This is a genomic window from Paenibacillus oleatilyticus, assembly GCF_018998565.1.
GTDB lineage: Bacteria > Bacillota > Bacilli > Paenibacillales > NBRC-103111 > Paenibacillus_G > Paenibacillus_G oleatilyticus.
Genome location: NZ_JAHNZO010000146.1, coordinates 1 through 367 on the forward strand (window position 1 = coordinate 1; position 367 = coordinate 367).

Sequence of the window (367 nt, forward strand, 5' to 3'; positions counted from 1 at the left end):
GCCTGCGGGTCGGCATTACCAGCGGCATCGGTCTGTTCATCGGCATGATGGGGCTGAAAAACGCCGGCATCGTAGTGGCTAACCCGGACACGCTGGTGACCATCGGCAGCCTGACCTCGCACAACGTGCTGCTGGGGGCGCTCGGCTTCTTCATCATCGCCGTGCTCTCTTCGCGTAACTTCCACGCGGCGGTGCTGGTGTCGATCGTGGTCACCACCCTGATCGGCTGGATGCTGGGCGACGTGAAATACGGTGGCCTGTTCTCCCTGCCGCCGAGTATCACCTCGGTGGTGGGCCAGGTCGACGTGGCCGGCGCGCTGAACATCGGGCTGGCCGGGGTTATCTTCTCGTTTATGCTGGTGAACCT

General features: G+C 63.2%; 1 pseudogene. It reads left to right on the forward strand.

What is annotated here, in order from left to right:
- Positions 1-367, forward strand: a pseudogene (locus KQX66_RS38985) (NCS2 family permease); the annotation flags it as partial.